The sequence below is a fragment of the Agromyces flavus genome, from assembly GCF_900104685.1.
GTDB classification, from domain to species: domain Bacteria; phylum Actinomycetota; class Actinomycetes; order Actinomycetales; family Microbacteriaceae; genus Agromyces; species Agromyces flavus.
On record NZ_LT629755.1, the window covers coordinates 1,353,235 to 1,372,896 of the forward strand.

The window sequence follows — 19,662 nt, forward strand, 5'->3', positions numbered from 1 at the left end:
CGTAGCGAGCGATGGGTCACCACCGCCCGAGCGCGACGGAGAGCACCGCGATCGCGGCGGGCCCTGCGGTCGAGGTGCGCAGCACGCCCGCCCCGAGGCGAACCGGTTCGCCACCGGCCTCGCGCAGGCGCTCGATCTCGGCGGGGTCCATTCCGCCCTCGGGCCCGACGACGAGCGCGAGGTCCCGGCCATCGGGGCGGATGGCGGACAACGGCGTCGCCGCGCCGGGCACGAGCAGCAGCATCCGCTCGCCGGCAAGTCGCGCGGGAAGTTCGCGCGTGGAGGCGACGGGCTCGACCGGGGGGATCCACGCACGGATGGACTGCTTGACCGCCTCGCGCACGATGCTCGACCAGCGCGCGCGACCCTTCTCGGCCTTCGGCCCGTCCCAGCGCGAGACCGACCGGCCCGCCGACCAGGGCACGATGCGATCGACGCCGAGCTCGGTCGCGGCCTGCACGGACAGCTCGTCGCGGTCGCCCTTCGCGAGCGCCTGGACGAGCGTGAGCCGCGGGGAGGGCTCGGCCTCGTCGCAGACCTCGTCGACGGCCAGCTCGAGCCGACGCCCCTCGGCGGTCGCGACGACGCCGGTCACCACGCGCCCGCGTCCGTCGCCGACGGAGACGCGTTCGCCCGCGCGCACGCGCGCGACCGTGACCGCATGGCGCGCCTCGTCGCCGAGGAGGGTCACCGCGTCGCCGCGCCCGACCGCGGCGAGGTCGAGCGACTCGTCGAGGTAGAGGCTGCTCATCGCGCCATCCGCCCGATCGCCGCCGTCAGCCGAGGAACCGGTCGCGCAGCCGCGCGAACAGCCCCTGCTGGAAGTGCCCCAGCTGCGGCGGCTGCGCCTTGCGCACCTTGGCGAGCTGCTGCACGAGCTCGCGCTCCTTGTGGCTGAGCTTGGTGGGCGTGACGACATGCACCGCGACCTTGAGGTCGCCGCGGCCGCCGCCGCGGAGGTGCGTGATCCCGCGGTCCTTGACGGTGAGGATCTCGCCGCTCTGGACGCCCGCCTTGAGCTCGAGGTCGACGTCGCCGTCGAGCGCCTCGACCTTCGCGGTCGTGCCGAGCACGGCGTCGGTCATCTGCACCTCGAGCGTGCAGAGCAGGTCGTCGCCGTTGCGGCTGAAGACGTCGTGGTTGCGCACCTTGACCTCGAGGTAGAGGTCGCCGTTCGGGCCGCCGGCGGGTCCCGCCTCGCCCGAGCCCGGCATCTGCAGCCGAACTCCGGTGTCGACGCCGGCGGGCACGTCGACCGGCACCGTGCGGCGCGCACGCACGCGCCCCTGGCCCTGGCACGTCACGCACGGCGTCGCGATGATCGTGCCGTATCCGCGGCACGAACCGCACGGGCTCGAGGTCATCACGTTGCCGAGCAGCGACCGCACCGAGCGCTGGATGTGGCCGCTGCCGCCGCAGATGTCGCACGTGACGGGCGAGGTGCCCGGCTGGCAGCACGAGCCGTGACAGGTCTCGCATGTGACCGCGGTGTCGACCTCGAGGTCGCGGTGGGTGCCGAAGATCACCTCGTCGAGGCTCACCTCGAGCCGGATGAGCGCGTCCTGGCCGCGCTCGCGGCGCGACCGCGGGCCACGACTCGCCTGGCCGGCGCCGAAGAACGTCTCGAAGATGTCGCCGAACCCGCCGAAGCCGGCGCCCGAGAACCCGCCCTGGTCGCCGCCGAGGTCGTACTGCTGGCGCTGCTTGGGATCGGAGAGCACGTCGTACGCGTGCGTGACCTGCTTGAACCGCTCGGACGCCTCGGCGCCGGGGTTCACGTCGGGGTGCAGTTCGCGCGCGAGTCGGCGGTAGGCCTTCTTGATCTCGTCGGGGGTGGCGTCGCGAGAGACGCCGAGGACCTCGTAGTGGTCGGCCACTGCAGGCGGGTTCCTTTCGAATTTGCCGGTAGCGGATGCCGCGTCAGGCGGCTCCGCGCGGTTCAGCGCTCGCCGAGCGTGCGGGAGAGGTAGCGAGCGACGGCGCGCACCGCGGCCATGCTCTGCGAGTAGTCCATGCGGGTGGGGCCGACGATGCCGAGCCGTGACACGTCGCGGCCCGGGATCTCGAACGAGCTCGACACGACGGACGTGTCGCCGAGACCGTACGCGGCGTTCTCGCGGCCGATCCGGACGGTGATGCCGTCTTCCGAGGCCAGCTCGCCGAACAGCTTGAGGATGACGACCTGCTCCTCGATCGCCTCGATGACCCCGAGGATGTTCCCCGAGAAGTCCTGCTCGGTCCGCACGAGGTTCGCGGCGCCGGCCACGACGAGCCGGTCGCTCCGCGTGAACGCCGCCTGGTCGGCGAGCGTCGCCGCGAGCGTGCGGAGGACCTCGGCGTGCGCCCGGTCGGCGCTCGCGGTCTCGGCCGAGAGCGCGGTCGCGGCATCCGTCATCGTCAGGCCGGCGGCCACCTCGTTGAGGCGGTTGCGCAGCCGTCCGAGCGTCTCGTCGTCGGCGGGGTGGTCGAGCTCGGCGAGGCGCTGCTCGACCTGCCCGGTGTCGGAGATCAGGATGCACAGCACGCGCGTGGGCGCGAGCGAGACGAGCTCGACGTGGCGTACGCGAGCCCGCTGGAAGCTCGGGTACTGCACGACCGCGAGCTGCTTCGTGAGCTGGGAGACCAGCCGCACGGTGCGCGCGAGGAGCTCGTCGAGATCGGTCGACTCGCCGAGGAAGGTCTCGATCGCCTGCCGCTGTGCACTGGTGAGCGGGCGGACGTCGGCGAGCTGGTCGACGAACACGCGGTAGCCCTTGTCGGTCGGGATGCGGCCCGACGAGGTGTGCGGAGCGGCGATCAGCTCCTCCTCTTCGAGGACGGCCATGTCGTTGCGGATGGTCGCGGCCGACACGCCGAACGCGTGCCGCTCGACGATCGTCTTCGAGCCGACGGGCTCGCGGGAGGCGACGTAGTCCTGCACGATCGCGCGGAGCACGGCGAGACTGCGTTCGGAGACCATGGCCCTCGCTTCCCTCGACCGTCGTACGGGGCGCGCCGAGCTTTAGCACTCGGCTCACGTGACTGCTAATCATATCGCGACATTCAGGGACGGCACCGTTGCCGCCCCGATCGGCGCGGCAGTAGCGTGTGCATCGTCCCGCAGCACCATGCCCGCATCCCCCTTCCGCGGCAGGCGCGCGCTTCCCGATCCGAAAGGCAGTCACCATGACCGACCCCAGCGTCCCCCCGCACGACCCGAACGCCGCTCCGCAGCCGGCCGCCGCCGAGGCTGGCGCCCCCCTCTCGCAGGAGCAGGACGTCCAGTGGGGATCGTTCGCGCACCTCGGCGGCATCCTCGGCATCCTGCCGTCGCTGATCATCTGGCTCGTCTTCAAGGACCGCGGCCGCTTCACGGCGACCGAGTCGAAAGAGGCGCTGAACTTCCAGATCACCGCGCTGATCGGCTGGGTCGCGCTGTTCATCGTCTCGTCGATCCTCACGGCCGTGACGTTCGGCCTCTTCGGGTTCGTGGCGAGCCTGCTCTACCTCGCGCTGTGGGCGGCCGTGGTAGTCTTCTCCGTCCTCGGCTTCCTCAAGGCCAAGGAGGGCCAGCACTACCGCTACCCCTTCGCCATCCGCCTCATCAAGTAATCCGCCGCTTGGCGGCCCGCGACGCGCCGGTCGGGCATGCCTCGACCGGCGCGTCGCGCTGTGCCAGCATGATCACAACGACCCGCGATCCGGGCGCGACCTTCCAAGGAGCCAGCATCATGTCCGACGCACCACCTCCCACGCCTCCCACCCCGCCGCCCGGGGGAACCACGCCTCCGCCGCCGCCCGGCGGCACGACGCCTCCGCCGCCGGGCGGTCCGACGCCCCCTCCGCCCGCGGGCGACCCGGGCTACCAGGCGCAGCCCGGCTACCAGCAGCCCGGGCAGCAGAACGTCGCCATGAGCCCCCAGGACCAGCGTCTGTGGGCGACGCTCATCCACGTCGGCGGCATCTTCTTCTCGTTCGTCCCGGCGCTGGTCGGCTACCTGGTCCTCAAGGACCGCGGCAACTTCGTGCGCGAGCACTCGGCGACCGCGCTGAACTTCCAGATCACGATGCTCATCGCGAACATCGTCGCCGGCATCCTGTGGGTGCTCATCATCGGCATCTTCCTGTCGATCGCGATCTGGGTCGTCACGATCGTGTTCAGCATCATCGCGGCCGTGAAGGCCAACCAGGGTCAGCCGTACACCTACCCGCTGTCGATCAAGTTCGTCAGCTAGCAGCGAGCAGCCGTCGCACGACGGCATCCGCGAGCAACCGCCCTCGTCGCGTCAGCGTCAGCCGACCGGCGAGGGCGGTTCGCGCGTCCACGAGGCCGTCGGCGATGAGCCCGGCGACGGCGTGCCGGCCGCCCGCGTGGAGCGAGCCGACCTCGATGCCGTCGCGGATGCGGGTCGCGAGCAGCACGCGCTCGGTCTCCCGGGCGGCGCCGTCGAGGGTCTCGCGGCCGACCGCCGGCGACACGCCCGCGGCCAGGCGGTCCGCGTATGCGGACGGGTGCTTCGCGTTCCACCACCGCACGCCGCCGACATGGCTGTGCGCACCCGGGCCGACGCCCCACCAGTCGTCGCCGCGCCAGTAGCCGAGGTTGTGGCGAGAGCGATGCGCGGCATCCGTCGCCCAGTTCGACACCTCGTACCATCCGTAGCCCGCCGCGGCGAGCAGGTCGTCGGCCAGCTCGTACATGTCGGCCGAGAGGTCGTCGTCGGGCGCCGCGAGCTCGCCGCGCCGGATCTGCCGCGCGAGCTTCGTGCCGTCCTCGACGATGAGCGCGTAGGCGCTGACGTGGTCGGGCCGCTCCGCGATGACGGCCTCGAGGCTCCGGCGCCAGTCGTCGAGCGACTCCCCCGGCGTGCCGTAGATGAGGTCCAGGCTGACGTCGAGCCCGGCCTCGCGGGCCCAGCGCACCACCATGGGGACGCGCGCGGGGTCGTGCGTCCGGTCGAGCGCCGCGAGCACGTGGGGCACGGCCGACTGCATGCCGAAGGAGACGCGCGTGAACCCGCCGTCGGCCAGCCGTCTCAGGTCGTCGGCGTCGACCGAGTCGGGGTTGGCCTCGGTGGTCACCTCGGCGCCATCCGCGATCCCGAACTCGTCGCGGATCGCATCGAGCATGCGGACGAGGTCGGCGGCCGGCAGCAGCGTCGGCGTGCCGCCGCCGAAGAACACCGTGTCGGCCTGGCGGTCGGGGGCGCCGGATGCCGCGAGCACGCCCCGCGCGAAGCGCAGCTCGGCGATCGCCTGGTCGGCGTACCGCGCCTGCGAGGTGCCGCGCAGCTCGCCCGCGGTGTAGGTGTTGAAGTCGCAGTACCCGCACCGGACACGGCAGAACGGCACGTGCACGTAGACGCCGAATGCGCGGCCCATGGCAGCGGTCGTCGCGACGGCGGGAAGCAGGCCGTCGGCGGGCGCCGGGTCGGCGAGGGGAAGTGCGCCCGCCATCGTCAGGCGTATGCGGGATGCAGCGCCCGCAGCTCGCGCGTGGTCAACTCGCGCCGGCGACGGCGGATCGCCGGTGCGAAGATCCGCCGGATGCCGCCGCGTGGCTCGAGCACCGACCGGATCGTCAGCCACACCGTGTCGTCGTCGCGGTGCTCGAGGATGAACGACTCCTCGCCGCTCTCGGGTGCGTCACCGGTCGTGCCGTACGCGAAGCCGACGCGCTCGGGCTCGTCGATCACGTAGACCACGAGCATCGGGATGCCGCGTGCGCGGCGCCGCCCGCGCGGCTTGAGCGTCGCCGTCATGCCGGCGCCGACATACGGCGTGCCGTCGGGCCCGTACCGTTGCTCGACGCGGGCGGACGGCTGATCGGCGAGCGGCGCCCCGTCGGGACCGTACGTGATGCCGGTGTACTGCGCGCCCGTGCCCGGCGCCACGTCGACGACCTCGAACCCGGCGCCCTTTTGAACACCCCACGTCATCAGCTCCTCGGCAGCCCGATCGAAGCGGTCCCTGCCCGATCCGAGCTTCACGGAGTCCTCCGCGGGCCGGAACCCGGCGGGCGGATAGCGCAGCAGGTCGGGGTCGAGGGTGGCGCCGATGGCGCCGTACGTGACGGACTGGTCGGTGAAGGTGCTCCGGCGAGTCATCCGTCGATTCTACGGAACGGCCCTGACCGCGTCGGAACGCCTACTTCTTGGCGTCCTTCTTCTCGGTCTCGCCCGAGAGCGCGGCGATGAACGCCTCCTGGGGGACCTCGACGCGGCCGACCATCTTCATGCGCTTCTTGCCCTCCTTCTGCTTCTCGAGGAGCTTGCGCTTGCGGGTGATGTCGCCGCCGTAGCACTTCGCCAGCACGTCCTTGCGCATCGCCCGGATGGACTCGCGGGCGATGATGCGCGCGCCGATCGCGGCCTGGATCGGCACCTCGAACTGCTGCCGCGGGATGAGCTCGCGCAGGCGGCCGGTCATGAGCACGCCGTAGGCGTAGGCCTTGTCGCGGTGCACGATGGCGCTGAACGCGTCGACCTGCTCGCCCTGCAGCAGGATGTCGACCTTCACGAGGTCGGCGGCCTGCTCGCCCGAGGGCTCGTAGTCGAGGCTCGCGTAGCCGGCCGTCTTCGACTTCAGCTGGTCGAAGAAGTCGAACACGATCTCGCCGAGGGGCATGTTGTAGCGGATCTCGACCCGGTCCTCGCCGAGGTACTCCATGCCGAGCAGGTTGCCGCGGCGCGACTGGCAGAGCTCCATGATGGTGCCGACGTAGTCCTTGGGCGCGAGGATGGCCGCCTTGACCATGGGCTCGCGGACCTCGGCGATCTTGCCGCCGGTCGGGAACTCGCTCGGGTTCGTCACGGTGACGGTCTTCTTGTCCTCCGTCGTGACCTCGTAGACCACCGACGGCGCCGTGTTGATGATGTCGAGACCGAACTCGCGACGCAGGCGCTCGGTCACGATCTCGAGGTGCAGGAGGCCGAGGAACCCGGCGCGGAAGCCGAAGCCGAGGGCGACCGAGGTCTCGGGCTCGTAGACGAGCGCGGCATCCGACAGCTTGAGCTTGTCGAGCGCCTCGCGCAGCTCGGGATAGTCGCTGCCGTCGATCGGGTACAGGCCCGAGAACACCATGGGCAGCGGCTCGGTGTACCCGGCGAGCGGCTCGCTCGCGGACTTGACCGCCGTGGTCACCGTGTCGCCGACCTTCGACTGGCGCACGTCCTTCACGCCCGTGATGAGGTATCCGACCTCGCCGACGCCGAGTCCCTTGGTGGGCGTGGGCTCGGGTGCGCTCACGCCGATCTCGAGGATCTCGTGCGTCGCCTTGGTCGACATCATCTGGATGCGCTCGCGCGGGTTGAGCTGGCCGTCGACCATGCGCACGTAGGTGACGACGCCGCGGTAGCTGTCGTAGACGGAGTCGAAGATCATGGCGCGCGCCGGGGCATCGGCGTTGCCGACGGGCGCCGGGATGCGCTCGACGACGCGGTCGAGCAGGTCCTCGACGCCCATGCCGGTCTTGCCGGAGACGCGCAGCACGTCGTCGGGCGACCCGCCGATCAGGTCGGCGAGCTCCTTCGCGTACTTCTCGGGCTCGGCGGCCGGCAGGTCGATCTTGTTGAGCACGGGGATGATCTCGAGGTCGTTCTCGAGCGCGAGGTAGAGGTTGGCGAGCGTCTGCGCCTCGATGCCCTGCGCCGCGTCGACGAGCAGGATGGCGCCCTCGCACGCCGCGAGCGAGCGCGAGACCTCGTAGCTGAAGTCGACGTGGCCGGGCGTGTCGATCATGTTCAGGGCGTACGACGTCTCGCCGTGCTGCCAGGGCATGCGCACGGCCTGGCTCTTGATCGTGATGCCGCGCTCGCGCTCGATGTCCATGCGATCGAGGTACTGCGCCCGCATGTCGCGGTCGGCCACGACGCCGGTGATCTGGAGCATGCGGTCGGCGAGCGTCGACTTGCCGTGGTCGATGTGCGCGATGATGCAGAAGTTGCGGATCAGCGCGGGATCGGTGGCGGCGGGCACCGGGGGGTGAGCGGCTCTCGGAGACATCCCGACGATTCTCCCATGCGGCAGATCGCACTTTCGACGGATGCCGCGGAAGGGGGCGGTCACTAGGCTGAATCGCACCATGACCGTGCTCGATGCCCCCCTCGTCGGACGGGTGCAGCCATCGGCGCTGCGGCCCGTGTTCACCTCGCTGCGCGTCGGCCTCCACGTTCTCGTCGTCGGCCTCACGATCTTCGTGGCCGCCCGGGCGGCGGTCGTCGGCAGCGAGGACCTCGTCGCGATCGTCATCCTGTCGATCGCGTTCCTCGGCACCTACGCGGTCGGCATCGTCACCGCCCACCAGGTGATCACGCCGTGGATGCGCGCCGGATGGCTCGTGATGCTGCTCGGCCTCTGGCTCGGGCTCGCGGCTCTGACGCCCGATGCCGCGTTCCTCGCCTTCCCGCTGTTCTTCATCGAGCTGCACGTCCTCCCGGCGCGCTGGAGCGTGCCGCTCGTGGCGGTGACGTTCGTGCTGAGCGTGTGGGGTTCGACGTCGCACCTCGGATTCGAGGTCGGCAGCGTGGTCGGCCCCCTGATCTCCGCCGGTGTGGCCGTCATCATCGGCCTGGGCTACCGGGCCATGGCCGTGGAGTCGCGCGAGCGCCAGGCGCTCATCCTCGACCTGCTCGCCACGCGCGAGGAGCTCGCCGCGGCGAGCCGCGAGGCGGGCACGCTCGCCGAACGCGAGCGCATCGCACGCGAGATCCACGACACCGTCGCGCAGGGGCTCTCGTCGATCCAGATGCTGCTGCACGCGGCCGAACGCGACGTCGCCGACGAGGGCACGCGGGACAAGCTGAGACTCGCCCGCGAGACCGCGGCCGACAACCTCCAGGAGACCCGCCGGTTCATCCGGGAGCTCACGCCGCCCGCGCTCGACGAACGCACCCTGCCCGCCGCGCTCCGTCGCCTCGCCGACGCCACGAACGAGCAGTCGGCGCAGGCGGGCTCGCGTACTCGCGTGTCGTTCTCGATGAGCGGCGAGCCGGTCGCCCTTCCCATGTCGATCGAGGCGACGCTGCTGCGGATCGCGCAGGGCTCGCTCTCGAACGTCGTCAAGCACGCCGATGCGGCGCGCGCCGAGCTGACGCTCAGCTACCTCGGCGACGAGGTCGCGCTCGACGTCGTCGACGACGGCGTGGGCTTCGACCCCGTCCTGTTGGAGGGCGAGCGCGCGGGCGAGCCGTCGTTCGGCCTCCGGGCGATCCGGCAGCGCGCCGAGAACCTCGGCGGTACCGCCGACGTCGAGTCCAGGCCAGGCGGCGGAACGGCGCTGTCCGTGCGGATCCCGGCGGTGGCCGCGTGATCCGGCTCCTGCTGAGCGACGATCACCCCGTCGTGCGCGCCGGCATGCGCGCGCTGCTCGAGGCCGAGCCCGACCTCGAGGTCACGGGCGAGGCCGCGTCCGCCGAGGAGGCCGTGCGCCTCGCCGCCAGCCCCGGCATCGACCTCGTGCTGATGGACCTGCAGTTCCCGGGCTCGCTGCAGGGCGTGGAGGCCACCCGCCGCATCAGGTCGCTCCCCGACTCCCCGCGCGTGCTCGTGCTGACGAACTACGACACCGACGCCGACATCCTCGGCGCGATCGAGGCCGGAGCGAGCGGGTACCTGCTCAAGGACGCCCCGCCCGGCGAGCTCGTCGCGGCGATCCGGGCCGCGGCGGCCGGCGAGTCGGCGCTCGCCCCTGCCGTCGCGTCGCGCCTCGACGAATCGCAGCGCAGTGCCGACCAGCGGCTGACCGTGCGCGAGGCCGAGGTGCTGCAGCTCGTCGCGGCCGGCAGCACCAACCGCGAGATCGGGAAGGCGCTGTTCCTCAGCGAGGCGACCGTCAAGTCGCACCTCGTGCACATCTTCACCAAGCTCGGCGTCGGCTCGCGCACCGCGGCGGTGGCGAGGGCCCGCGAGCTCGGCGCGATCAGGGCGGGCTGACGGATGCCGCGCGCCCGCGTCATCCTCGTGCACGGCATCCGCACGTCCGCCACCATGTGGCGGGGGCAGGTCGCGCGACTCGAGCGGCACGACCTCGAGGTGATCCCCGTCGACCTGCCGGGTCATGGCGCCCGGATCGACGAGGCGTTCACGATCGAGGCCGCCATGCGCGCCATCGACGAGGCCGTCGGTCGATCCGATGAGACTGACGGTGGGGCGCCGCGTCTGCTGGTCGGGCTGAGCCTCGGCGGGTACGTCGCGATCGAGTACGCGGCGCGCCATCGCGATCGCATCGACGGACTCGTCGCCGCGGCGTGCGGGACGCGGCCGCGTGGGTGGGCGCTCCGGGGATACGCGGCGATCGCGGCGGTGATCGGCCGCCTTCCCGATCGCGGCCGCGGCCTGAACGACGCGATGGCCCGGCTGTTCCTCTCCCCCTCGGCCGTCGACGACGTGCTCGCGGGCGGTGTCGCGCTCGACGTCATGCAGCCCGCGCTCGCGGCCGTGGCCGAGCTCGACGTCGAGCGCGCGATCGCGGCCGTCGAGGTGCCGATCTGGTTCGTCAACGGCCGCATGGACCATTTCCGGCTCGAGGAGCGCCGGATGACCCGGGCGGCCCGCGACGGCCACCTCGTGCTCATCGACCGCGCCACCCACCTGGTCAGCCTCGTGCGCCCCGACGACTTCGCCGCGGCGGTGCTCGGCGCGGTCGCCGAACTCGAGGCGCGCGCTGCCCGGCGCCGCCGAACCGCGGCGCGGCTGGGCGCCGCCCGCATTGGTGCCGCCCGGCCCTAGCTGGTATCGTTGCCTGTTGGCTTGCGTGTGGGTCCCACCCCGCACGATGCGCCGCGACGGCCCCTCTACCGATTGCGGCACTCACTCCGGTACCCGCAGAACACACGAAAGACGAACCACGTGGCAAACATCAAGTCGCAGATCAAGCGCATCCGCACCAACCGCAAGGCCGAGGAGCGCAACAAGGCCGTCAAGAGCGAGCTGAAGACCGTCGTCCGCGCTGCGCGCGAGGCCGTCGCCGCCGGCGACAAGGAGAAGGCGACCGCTGCCCTCCGCGTCGCGACGCGCAAGCTCGACAAGGCCGTGAGCAAGGGCGTCATCCACCGCAACCAGGCCGCGAACCGCAAGTCGGCCATCGCGAAGCAGGTCGCCGCGCTCTGATCCGAGCCGTTCGTTCGAAGGCCCCCACCGTCCGGTGCGGGGCCTTCGTCGTCTCCGCTCGGCGTCCGCGCGGTCGAAGCGCGCGGTGAGTGCGCGCGTGGGCGCGGGCGGGAGCCGTCAGGCGTCGACGATCCCGCGCGCCGCGATGACACCGATGAGCCGCTCGAGGGCGAAGACCGGGTCGCGCTCGGCGCCCTTGACCGCGGCGTCGGCGGCCGCGAGCGCCTGGATCGCGGATCCGAGGCCCTCATCGGTCCAGCCCATGAGGTCGCGTCGGGCTCGATCGACCTGCCATGGCGCGAGGCCGAGTGCGCCGGCCGCCGCGCCGCGTGCGCCGGCGACCTTGGCCATGGTGCGCACCTTCATGGCGAACGCCGCGACCATGGGAACCGGATCGGCACCGGAGTCGAGCGCGTGGCGAAGCGCGATGAGCGCCTCGCCGTGCCGTCCGGCGATCGCGGCATCGGCGACCTCGAACGACGTGGTCTCGACGCGACCGCCGTAGTATCTCGCGACGGTCGCCTCGTCGACGTCGCCGGGGACGTCGGCGATCAGCTGCCGGCACGCGGCGGCCAGCTCGCCGAGGTCGTCGCTGAAGGCCGCGACGAGCGCTCGGAGCGCCGCTGGCGCGATGCGTCGGCGGGCGAGCCGGAACTCGTCGGCGGCGAAATCCTGCTTCTCGGAGTCCTTGCGCAGTTCGGCGCACACGATCTCGACGCCGCCGCCCTCGCCCGCGCGGATCGCGTCGAGCAGCTTCTTGCCGCGCATGCCGGCTCGGTGGCGCAGCACCACGGTGGTGCCGTCGGCGGGATCGGCGAGGTAGTCGAGCGCATCGGCGAGGAACTCGTCGCTGGCCTTCTCGACTCCACTGACGCGGATGAGCCGCGGCTCGCCGAAGAGCGACGGGCTCGCGAGAGTGATCAGCGTGCCGCGTGCGTACCCGTCGGCCTCGAGGTCGCTGACCTCGAGCGACGGGTCGTCTGCACGCAGGGCATCGCGCAGCATCGTCGAGGCGCGCTCGGCGAGCACGTCTTCCGGGCCGGAGATGAGCACGATCGGCGCCGCTCGCGCCGCCTTCCACGCGAGCTGCGGGATCGCGACCTTCGCCTTCGCCGTTCCTCCGCGTGCCGCCACGACTCTCCCTCCGCCTGCACGTGCTGCAGAGCCCGCACCAGTCTACGGAGGCCCGGCGACACCGATCGCGGGATCATCTCGCTCCGATCGCAGCGCGCTGTTAGAGTCGAACCGCTTCGCAGCGCAAAGCTGGGTCGGAAACACACGAGCGCCGGGCTCCTCCGGGTCGCTGGACAGGAGCAGCGGTGGTGGATGCGATTGATGCGCTTCCGGTCGGCGTCGTGCGCATCGGCGCGGGGCACGAGGTCTCGCACGCGAACGACTGGTTCTGCGCATGGCTGGGCCTGGGAGCCGAGCACATCGTCGGCAGGCCGCTCGAGGAGTTCCTGATCCAGGCGCACGACGACCTGTTCCCCGCGGGAAGCGGGCCAGGACCGTGGATGATGCTCGACAAGCGACGCCCGAGCAAGGCCGTCATGGTTACGCGTTCTGAGGGCGACGGGCACGAGATGCTCGTGTTGTCGGAGGCCTCGGAGCGCTGGCGAGCCCTGTGCGAACTTCGCCGGAGCCATGCTCTCGCCGATCGCACTCGGGCGCGTCTCGAGCTGGTGATGGATTCCTCCGTGGCCTTCTCGACGGCCACCTCCGAAGAGCGGCTGGCGATGATCCTCGCGGACACGGCGACGCGCGCATACCGCGCCGAGCACTCCGCGGTCTACCTGCACCAACCCGGCGGGTCGAGCACCCTCGCCGCCGGCCACGACCCCTTCGACGGGCGGGTGGACTACGAATCGCTGATCAGCTTGGTGAGCGTGCCGCGCCGAACCATCAAGGTCGTCGGGCCGGAGGATGGCGAGCTCCTGCTTCCCGACCTGGGCGCAGAGATGCGGGCCGCCGGCGTTCACGCGCTGATCGCGGCACCGCTCCATCACGAGGAGATGGACTTCGGCGCGTTCATCAGCTGGTTCCATCACGTCCGCACCTTCGACGATGAAGCCGCCCCGCTCGCGGAAGCCCTCGCGGGACAGGCAGCACAGGCCCTCGCGACCCTGCGACTGCAGAATCGTCTGGCGCATGCCGCGACCCATGATGACGTGACCGGTCTGCCCAACCGGCGCCTTCTGGAGTTGGAGCTGTCCACCATCGTGGGCGAGGTCGGTTGCGCGACGCTGTTCGTCGACCTCGACGGATTCAAGGAGGTCAATGACCGCTTGGGCCACCACGCCGGCGATCGCCTGCTCCATGACGCTGGACGCCGACTGCTGTCCGGCGTGCGCGCCGGCGACGTGGTCGCCCGCTTCGGCGGTGACGAGTTCGTGATCGTCTGCCGCACCGACGACCCCGCTGCCGCGATGGAGGTCGCGCACCGGGTCCTCGAGCTGCTTCACGGGCTGGATGACGTCGCGTCGACCCATTCACGGCTGAACGCGAGCATCGGCGTCGCGTGGGCTCCCCCTTCGAGCGGTCTCAGCGCCGAGCACCTCATTCGCGCCGCCGACCTGGCGATGTACGACGCCAAGGCAGCGGGCGGCGACCGGATCGTGCTCGCCGACACCTGGACCACGGTCGCCGACCCCCCGCCGGGCGACCGCCGAGGGAACGCGACCGCACGGTCTGACCTTCCACGAGCTGTCATCTGACCCCACGGCCGCCGCTCCGGCTGATGGGTGACACCGATCCGCTCCTGAGCGTCGGGCGAAACCGCACTCGGGTCGCCGCGCTCCGACCAGAGCGCGAACCGTCCCCCGTCGACGACCAGTGCGCCGGCTCCCGAGCGATCGCTGCGGACCGGAACGGTACCGACCTCGGCGAGCAATCCGAGCAGGCTCGGTGTCGGATGGCCGTAGCCGTTGGCCGCACCCACGCCGATGAATCCGACGGATGCTGCGAGCTCGCGGTAGAGCGCCGGATCCTGATCCGCGCTGCCGTGATGGGCGACCTTCACGACATCGGCACGCCCGAGGTCGTGCTCGCGGAGCAGGGCGGCCTGCGCCTCCGCGCCGAGGTCGCCCAGGAAGACCGCACGGTAGCCGTCGGCGATGAGATCGAGCACGACGCTCGCGTCGTTGCCCGGATCGGCTCGTGCCGGCGGCCAGAGCACGCGCCATCGGGCGTCGCCGAGCCGGCCGGTCGCACCCGCGCCGACCTGGACGAGTTCTGCGCCTCCGCGCGCGAGTGGGTCGAGCGCCCGGTCGGAGCGCCGTCCGTCGAGGGGGCCGTGCAGGACCACGTCGACCCGGCCGGCGATCGCCTCTGCCCCTCCGGCGTGGTCGGCATCCCAGTGGGTGATGATCGCCAGGTCGAGCCGGTCCACGCCCGTGAGCGAGAGGCACCCGGCGAGGCGTGCGGGGTCGGGTCCGGTGTCGATGAGCAGGACGGCCCCGCCGTCGCGGACCAGCACGGCGTCGCCCTGCCCGACATCGCACTGGAGCACGTCCCAGTCAGCGGGAAGAGTCGCGTGCACGAGGACGGGCCGGCCCGCCGCGACGCCGACCGGCACGGCGAGGGACAGACAGAGCGTGATCGCGGCCGCCACGCGGACGGCGCGCGGGATCCGACCCGGCCGAGACCGCACGGCGAGGACGACACCCGCGCCGATGGACGCGGCGCAGAGGACGGCGCCGCCAGCGTCGGGCAGCCAGGGCACCGCTTGGAACGGCATGGACTCGACACCACGCGCGAGGAGCGCGATCCATGAGGCCGGCAACCACGCGACCTGGAGCGCCGCGAACCCCGCCGACGGCAGCACCGGCAGGAGGAGGCAGCCGACGAGTCCAGCCATCGTCGCGATCGGTGCCGCGGGAGCGGCGAGGAGATTGGCGGGCACCCCGTAGACGGGCACGACGGGCTCGAGCAGCACGAGCACCGGCTGGCACGCGAGTTGCGCCGCGAGCGGGACCGCGAGCACCAGGGCGAACGTCCGTGGCATCCAGCGGCCGAGCAGCGCCGCGAGCGGTCCGGATCCGAGCACGAGTCCCGCCGTGGCGCAGACCGAGAGCGCGAACCCGAAGTCCCGGGAGTACCACGGGTCGACGACCAGCAGCACGATGGTCGCGAGTCCCAGTGCCGGCACGCCGCCGCCCGTGCGGCCGGTGGCGCAGGCGACCAGCACGACGACCGCCATCGCGGCCGCACGGACCACGCTGGACTCGGGCGTGACGAGCACGACGAAGCCCCCGAGTGCCACGAGCGCGACGATCACGCGGATCGAACGACGCAGGCGCATCGCGCCCGCGGCCCAGAACGCGAGGGCCGTCACGAGCGCGCAGTTCGCCCCGCTGACCGCCGTCAGGTGGGTGAGCGACGCACCGGCCATCGCCTCCTCGAGGTCGGACCGGAGTCGCGACGTGTCTCCGATGGCGAGTCCTGGAACCAGCGCGCCGCCGTCGCCGCCGAGACGTTCGGCACCGTCGGCCAGACCCGCGCGGAGTGGATGGGTCCACGCGACGAGCGGCGGCGCCGGGCCGACGACCACGATCTCGGACGCCCGGAAGCGGAACGCCGCACGCTCGGATCCGGGCAGCTCGCCGACCCGTCCGGCGAGCTCGAGCCGCGAGCCGAAGCCCACCCGCGGAGACGGCGCGTCGACGTCGGGGATCGAGACGTCGAGCGCCAGCGCCGGCGCGTCGCGCCCGTCGACGGCGAGCAGCGTGGCGCGGGCGCGCTGCGAACCCTCGCCGCCCCAGGGCGACCCCGTCTCCGGCCGAGGCGAGGAATCGAGTCGCACGGTGAGCTCGATCGGCTGCCGGGTCGCCGCCGCCTCGAGCAGCGGGCTCGACTGCCGTGCGGAGAGCGCCGTTGCGGCCGTGGTCGCGGACAGCCCGGCGCACGCCATCGCCACGAGGACCGGCGCGCCGAGGATCACCCATGACGACCGTCGCGGGCGCGGCGACATCGCACCCCTCCGACCCCGCCGGGTGCCGCGGACGCCGGCGACCAGGATCACGAGGGCGGCGGCGGCGAGCGCCCAGCACGCGGCCGGCACGAGCCACACCGGCGCCGCGACGTCCGTCGCGCCGGTCGCCAGCCAGGCTGCGGCCCACGCGGCGACCGCCGGGCAGATCAGCCGCAGGTCGTGGCCGCGCACCTCAGAGGCTCACGAGATCGACCAGGCCCGAATACACGGCGTCGCCGATGCCGGCGACCTCGAGCAGTTGCGACACGTCGGTGAACGGCCCGTTAACCTCGCGCCAGTCGATGATGCGCTGCGCGAGGGCGGGGCCGATCCGCGGCAGCGTGTCGAGCGCCGCGACGTCGGCGCTGTTGAGGCTCACGCGGCCGCTGCCGGCCGCCCCCGGCGCGCCGACGGCATCCGCGCCGCCCGATCCGGCCGCGGGAGGCGGGACCTCGCCGACCTTCGGCACGACGAGCTGTTCGCCGTCGACCAGCGCTCGTGCCAGGTTCACCCCTCCGGGATCGGCCTCGGGCGTGAGCCCGCCGGCCGCGGCGACGGCGTCGACCACGCGCGAACCCGATGCCAGCTCGACGATGCCGGGCTCGGCGACCGCACCGAGCACGTGCACGAGGATGACCGCCGCGCCCCCCGTCTCATCGCCAGCGGCGGTCGCACCGTTCGAGTCGACCTCGCCAGTGCCGTCGACCGAGACCGCGGGAACGATCTCGCCTTGCGCTCCCCCGCCCCCACCGGCGAAGGAGACGATCGCCGACACCGCGACGGCGACCACGAACAGCGCGACGGCCGCGCCCACGGCGACGCGGGCACGTGGTCGCGCCCGACTGCCGTCGAGCGCGGCGAGCGGATCGGCGACGGGCTCGGGCATGGCCCGACGCTACGGCGGCATCGGACGCGGAACCGGCGGTGCCCGGCGCGGCATGCCCGAACTGGCGAGCCCGCGCCGTGTTGAGGACCGGTCGTCAGCCCCGCGTCGCGATGTTCACGATCTTCGGCGCGCGCACGATCACGTTCACGATCTCGCGCTCTCCGACCGAGCGGGCCACGGCGGCCGAGGCGCGTGCGAGGGCCTCGAGCTCGTCGGCGCCGATCTTCGGCGACACCACGAGCCGGTCGCGGACCTTGCCGTCGACCTGCACGATCGCGGTCACCGACTCCTCGACGAGCAGCGCCGGGTCGGCCTTGCGCCATACGACATTCGCGACGGTGGGCTCGTACCCGAGCCGCTGCCACATGTCCTCGGCGGTGAACGGCGCGAAGAGGTCGAGGATCATCGCGGTGACCTCGGCCGCTTCGCGGACCGCCGCGTCGCCCGCGCCGGGACCCGAGTCGATGGCCTTGCGGGTCGCGTTCACGAGCTCCATCAGGCGCGCCACGATGACGTTGAACTTGAAGGCCTCGGCGAGTCCGGGCGCGTCGGCGAGCAGGCGGTGCGTCACGCGCCGGAGCGCGGGATCGCCCGTCTTCCACTCGACGTCGGGGCTCGACGTCACCTCGCCCGAGATGCGCCACGCGCGCGCGAGGAACTTCGCGGCACCGACGGGCGAGACATCCGCCCAGTCGACGTCGTCTTCGGGCGGGCCGGCGAACGCCATCGTGACCCGCAGCGCGTCGGCGCCGTGCGCCGAGAGCTCGGATGCGAACTCGACGAGGTTGCCCTTCGACTTCGACATCTTCGCGCCGTCCATGATCACCATGCCCTGGTTGAGCAACGAGGTGAACGGCTCGGTGAAGCCCAGGTAGCCGAGGTCGAACAGCACCTTGGTGAAGAACCGCGCGTAGAGCAGGTGCAGGATCGCGTGCTCGACGCCGCCGACGTACTGGTCGACGGGCAGCCACTTCTCGGCCTCGGCCGGGTCGAAGGCGCGCGAGTCGTCGTTCGGGTCGAGGTAGCGGAGGAAGTACCACGAGCTGTCGACGAACGTGTCCATGGTGTCGGAGTCGCGGCGCGCCTCGCCGCCGCAGCTCGGGCACGTGACGCGCGACCAGGCCTCGGCCGCGCCGAGCGGACTCGACCCCTTCGGGGTCAGGTCGAGCCCCGCGGCATCCGGCAGCCGCACCGGCAGGTCGGCCTCGGGCACCGGGACCTCGCCGCACTCGTCGCAGTGGATGATCGGGATGGGCGTACCCCAGTAGCGCTGCCGCGAGATCAGCCAGTCGCGCAGGCGGTAGTTCTTCGCCGCACGCCCCAGCCCGCGCTCCTCGAGCAGCTCGATGGCACGACGGATGGCGTTGGACTTGCTCAGCCCGTTCAGCGGACCGGAGTTCATCAGGCGCCCGTCACCCGCGAGCGCGACGCCCGTGCGCGCAGGGTCGAGCTCGGGCAGGTCCTCGAGCGGCAGCGGAACGCCCTGATCGTCGACCGGGATGACGGGGATCACGCCCGTGACCGGCGCGTTCGTGTCGACCACGACCCGCACGGGCAGCTCGAAGGCGCGCGCGAAGTCGAGGTCGCGCTGATCGTGCGCCGGAACCGCCATGATCGCGCCGTGGCCGTAGTCGGCCAGCACGTAGTCGGCGGCCCAGATCGGCAGCCGCTCGCCGTTGAGCGGATTGGTCGCGTATCGCTCGAGGAAGACGCCCGTCTTGGCCCGCTCGGTCGAGAGGCGCTCGATCTCGCTCTCGGAGCGCACCGACTCGAGGTACTGCTCGAAGCGCGACCTCACGTCGTCGGAGGCACCCTCCGCGAGCTCGGCCGCCAGCTCGGAGTCGGGGGCGACGACCATGAAGGTCGCGCCGTAGAGCGTGTCGGGCCGCGTCGTGAACACCGAGACGGGCGCATCGCGGCCCTCGATCGCGAAGTCGACGTCGGCGCCCGTCGACCGGCCGATCCAGTTGCGCTGCATCGTGAGGACCTTCGACGGCCACTTGCCCTCGAGCTGGTTCAGGTCGTCGAGCAGGCGGTCGGCGTAGTCGGTGACGCGGAAGTACCACTGCGTCAGCGCCTTCTTCGTGACGACGAAGCCGCAGCGCTCGCAGTGTCCGTCGACGACCTGTTCGTTCGCGAGCACCGTCTGGTCGTTGGGGCACCAGTTGACCAGACCGGCCTTGCGGTACGCGATGCCCTTCTCGTAGAGCTTCAGGAACAGCCACTGATTCCACTTGTAGTACTCGGGGTCGCTGGTGTGGAGCTCGCGGCTCCAGTCGAACGAGGGCGCGTACTGCTTGAACGAGCGCTTCTGCTGCTCGATGTTCGCGTAGGTCCACTCCCCGGGGTCGGCGCCGCGCTTGATCGCGGCGTTCTCGGCCGGCAGGCCGAACGAGTCCCAGCCGATCGGGTGCAGCACGTCGAAGCCCTGGTGCCGCCAGTAGCGCGCCGCCGCGTCGCCGAATCCGAACGCCTCGGCGTGGCCCATGTGCAGGTCGCCGGACGGGTACGGGAACATGTCGAGGATGTACTTGCGCGGACGCGTGTCGCCGGGCCGGGCGGCCTCGAACGGCGCGAGCTCGTCCCACACCGGAAGCCACTTCGCCTGGATCGCGGCGAAGTCGTACGTGCCGGTGTCGGCGGCCTGCGGGGTGTCCTGCTCGTATGCCACGTGACTCTCAATCGTGAAGCGCGGGGGCCTGGGCACAATGCCCGGAAG

Annotated in this window: 16 protein-coding genes and 1 pseudogene; 7 read left to right on the plus strand and 10 right to left on the minus strand. The window is 71.9% G+C overall.

The features are described from left to right. Nucleotides 1–16 precede the first annotated feature (16 nt). From BLT99_RS06405 to hrcA, 3 genes are all read right to left on the minus strand, one after another. Nucleotides 17–751 (minus strand): 16S rRNA (uracil(1498)-N(3))-methyltransferase, encoded by a 735-nt coding sequence (locus BLT99_RS06405; protein ID WP_092670269.1) that lies wholly within the window; start codon nt 749–751, stop codon nt 17–19. Between the two features lie 25 nt (nt 752–776). Next, nucleotides 777–1,877 (minus strand): molecular chaperone DnaJ, encoded by a 1,101-nt coding sequence (gene dnaJ, locus BLT99_RS06410; RefSeq protein ID WP_092670270.1) that lies wholly within the window; start codon nt 1,875–1,877, stop codon nt 777–779. Nucleotides 1,878–1,939: 62 nt separating this feature from the next. Then, a complete protein-coding gene (hrcA, locus tag BLT99_RS06415; protein WP_092670272.1) occupies nt 1,940–2,959 on the minus strand; it encodes a heat-inducible transcriptional repressor HrcA in 1,020 nt (339 codons plus the stop codon). A 206-nt stretch (nt 2,960–3,165) separates the two neighbouring features. On the opposite strand from hrcA, the gene BLT99_RS06420 reads away from it, so the two are divergent. Then, entirely contained in the window at nt 3,166–3,591 is a 426-nt protein-coding gene (locus BLT99_RS06420) for a DUF4870 domain-containing protein (protein WP_092670274.1), read from the plus strand. A gap of 119 nt (nt 3,592–3,710) precedes the next feature. Beyond that, nucleotides 3,711–4,214 carry a DUF4870 domain-containing protein gene (locus tag BLT99_RS17980; RefSeq protein ID WP_229724824.1) on the plus strand — a complete coding sequence of 168 codons (504 nt, stop codon included), beginning with the start codon at nt 3,711–3,713 and terminating at the stop codon, nt 4,212–4,214. On the opposite strand, the gene hemW is transcribed toward BLT99_RS17980, so the two are convergent. Genes hemW through lepA form a run of 3 tightly spaced genes read right to left on the minus strand, consistent with a single transcriptional unit; the run spans nt 4,207 to nt 7,983 of the window. Further along, on the minus strand, nt 4,207–5,436 hold the full coding sequence (hemW, locus tag BLT99_RS06435) for a radical SAM family heme chaperone HemW (RefSeq protein WP_092670280.1): 1,230 nt from the start codon (nt 5,434–5,436) through the stop codon (nt 4,207–4,209). The genes BLT99_RS17980 and hemW overlap by 8 nt on opposite strands. A gap of 2 nt (nt 5,437–5,438) precedes the next feature. Further along, complete coding sequence (locus tag BLT99_RS06440) at nt 5,439–6,086, minus strand: DUF1990 family protein (RefSeq protein WP_092670282.1); 648 nt, start codon at nt 6,084–6,086, stop codon at nt 5,439–5,441. Between the two features lie 40 nt (nt 6,087–6,126). After that, nucleotides 6,127–7,983: a translation elongation factor 4 gene (lepA, locus tag BLT99_RS06445; protein ID WP_092670284.1), complete on the minus strand. Its 1,857-nt coding sequence runs from the start codon at nt 7,981–7,983 to the stop codon at nt 6,127–6,129. A gap of 79 nt (nt 7,984–8,062) precedes the next feature. On the opposite strand from lepA, the gene BLT99_RS06450 reads away from it, so the two are divergent. The 4 genes from BLT99_RS06450 to rpsT all read left to right on the plus strand — a co-directional run bounded on the left by BLT99_RS06450 (nt 8,063) and on the right by rpsT (nt 11,088). Next, nucleotides 8,063–9,289 (plus strand): sensor histidine kinase, encoded by a 1,227-nt coding sequence (locus BLT99_RS06450; RefSeq protein WP_229724825.1) that lies wholly within the window; start codon nt 8,063–8,065, stop codon nt 9,287–9,289. Beyond that, entirely contained in the window at nt 9,286–9,912 is a 627-nt protein-coding gene (locus BLT99_RS06455; RefSeq protein ID WP_092670286.1) for a response regulator, read from the plus strand. Before BLT99_RS06450 ends, BLT99_RS06455 begins: the two co-directional genes overlap by 4 nt. A 3-nt stretch (nt 9,913–9,915) precedes the next feature. Then, a complete protein-coding gene (locus tag BLT99_RS06460; protein WP_092670288.1) occupies nt 9,916–10,707 on the plus strand; it encodes an alpha/beta fold hydrolase in 792 nt (263 codons plus the stop codon). Between the two features lie 120 nt (nt 10,708–10,827). Then, nucleotides 10,828–11,088 (plus strand): 30S ribosomal protein S20, encoded by a 261-nt coding sequence (gene rpsT, locus BLT99_RS06465; RefSeq protein WP_092670290.1) that lies wholly within the window; start codon nt 10,828–10,830, stop codon nt 11,086–11,088. A gap of 117 nt (nt 11,089–11,205) precedes the next feature. Here rpsT and holA read toward each other — a convergent pair whose 3' ends face one another. Next, nucleotides 11,206–12,222 carry a DNA polymerase III subunit delta gene (holA, locus tag BLT99_RS06470; protein ID WP_092670292.1) on the minus strand — a complete coding sequence of 339 codons (1,017 nt, stop codon included), beginning with the start codon at nt 12,220–12,222 and terminating at the stop codon, nt 11,206–11,208. Nucleotides 12,223–12,443: 221 nt separating this feature from the next. Between holA and BLT99_RS17985 the strand changes: the two genes are divergently transcribed. Further along, complete coding sequence (locus BLT99_RS17985; protein WP_157674950.1) at nt 12,444–13,802, plus strand: GGDEF domain-containing protein; 1,359 nt, start codon at nt 12,444–12,446, stop codon at nt 13,800–13,802. 575 nt (nt 13,803–14,377) lie between these two features. Here the strand turns inward: BLT99_RS17985 and BLT99_RS18165 are convergent. The 3 genes and pseudogenes from BLT99_RS18165 to leuS form a co-directional block, all read right to left on the minus strand. Further along, a pseudogene (locus BLT99_RS18165) lies at nt 14,378–16,057 on the minus strand (ComEC/Rec2 family competence protein); the annotation flags it as partial. A gap of 193 nt (nt 16,058–16,250) precedes the next feature. Continuing rightward, the gene (locus BLT99_RS06485) at nt 16,251–16,943 is read right to left on the minus strand and encodes a ComEA family DNA-binding protein (protein ID WP_092670298.1); all 693 of its coding nucleotides are present in this window, start codon (nt 16,941–16,943) and stop codon (nt 16,251–16,253) included. 94 nt (nt 16,944–17,037) lie between these two features. Then, nucleotides 17,038–19,614 carry a leucine--tRNA ligase gene (gene leuS, locus BLT99_RS06490; RefSeq protein ID WP_092670300.1) on the minus strand — a complete coding sequence of 859 codons (2,577 nt, stop codon included), beginning with the start codon at nt 19,612–19,614 and terminating at the stop codon, nt 17,038–17,040. Nucleotides 19,615–19,662: the final 48 nt, after the last annotated feature.

What these genes read in the sequence shown, in the direction of transcription:
- hrcA (WP_092670272.1), bottom strand. Translation starts at nt 2,959, where the DNA reads ATGGTCTCCGAACGCAGTCTCGCCGTGCTCCGCGCGATCGTGCAGGAC.
- BLT99_RS06405 (WP_092670269.1), bottom strand. Translation starts at nt 751, where the DNA reads ATGAGCAGCCTCTACCTCGACGAGTCGCTCGACCTCGCCGCGGTCGGG.
- hemW (WP_092670280.1), bottom strand. Translation starts at nt 5,436, where the DNA reads ATGGCGGGCGCACTTCCCCTCGCCGACCCGGCGCCCGCCGACGGCCTG.
- BLT99_RS06450 (WP_229724825.1), top strand. Translation starts at nt 8,063, where the DNA reads ATGACCGTGCTCGATGCCCCCCTCGTCGGACGGGTGCAGCCATCGGCG.
- BLT99_RS06460 (WP_092670288.1), top strand. Translation starts at nt 9,916, where the DNA reads ATGCCGCGCGCCCGCGTCATCCTCGTGCACGGCATCCGCACGTCCGCC.
- BLT99_RS17980 (WP_229724824.1), top strand. Translation starts at nt 3,711, where the DNA reads ATGTCCGACGCACCACCTCCCACGCCTCCCACCCCGCCGCCCGGGGGA.
- BLT99_RS06485 (WP_092670298.1), bottom strand. Translation starts at nt 16,943, where the DNA reads ATGCCCGAGCCCGTCGCCGATCCGCTCGCCGCGCTCGACGGCAGTCGG.
- BLT99_RS06420 (WP_092670274.1), top strand. Translation starts at nt 3,166, where the DNA reads ATGACCGACCCCAGCGTCCCCCCGCACGACCCGAACGCCGCTCCGCAG.
- lepA (WP_092670284.1), bottom strand. Translation starts at nt 7,983, where the DNA reads ATGTCTCCGAGAGCCGCTCACCCCCCGGTGCCCGCCGCCACCGATCCC.
- BLT99_RS06440 (WP_092670282.1), bottom strand. Translation starts at nt 6,086, where the DNA reads ATGACTCGCCGGAGCACCTTCACCGACCAGTCCGTCACGTACGGCGCC.